2 protein-coding genes are annotated in these 435 nt (G+C 40.2%); both read left to right on the top strand.

From position 1 onward, the window contains the following. Nucleotides 1-111, top strand: coding sequence for a glycoside hydrolase family 101 beta sandwich domain-containing protein (locus AC13HU_RS38215; protein WP_483046586.1), 111 nt, complete (start codon nucleotides 1-3; stop codon nucleotides 109-111). Between the two features lie 111 nt (nucleotides 112-222). Beyond that, the coding region (locus AC13HU_RS38210; RefSeq protein WP_483046585.1) for a hypothetical protein at nucleotides 223-435 on the top strand (213 nt) is incomplete at its 3' end.

The raw sequence follows: 435 nt of genomic DNA, 5'->3' as shown, positions 1-435 counted from the left end.
ATGAACTACTTCAATACGCAGGCCGGTGCAACAACATGGACCCTTCCAAGCGATTGGGCAAAGAGCAAGGTTTACCTTTACAAGCTAACTGACCAAGGTAAGACAGAATAGCAAAAACTAACTGTAAAAGATTGTAAAATTACCCTATATCTTCTAGCAAATCAACCATACTTTCTCTATCGTTCGAAGCAAACTAAACCTGAAATGTCATGGAGTGAAGGCATGCACATCTATGACCAAGGATTTAATAGCGGTACCTTGAAACATTGGACCATTTCAGGCGATGCTTCTAAGGCAGAAATTGTCAAGTCTCAAGGGGCAAACGATATGCTTCGTATTCAAGGAAACAAAGAAAAAGTTAGTCTCACTCAGAAATTAACTGGCTTGAAACCAAATACCAAGTATGCCGTTTATGTCGGTGTCGATAACCGTAGT

The sequence above is a fragment of the Streptomyces sp. NH27 genome (assembly GCF_056859195.1).
The sequence above is the reverse complement of the archived record's forward strand: the minus strand, read 5'-3'. Positions and strand labels throughout refer to the sequence as shown.

Excerpts from the sequence above, each read along its gene's own strand:
- AC13HU_RS38215 (WP_483046586.1), top strand. The coding sequence starts at position 1 with ATGAACTACTTCAATACGCAGGCCGGTGCAACAACATGGACCCTTCCA.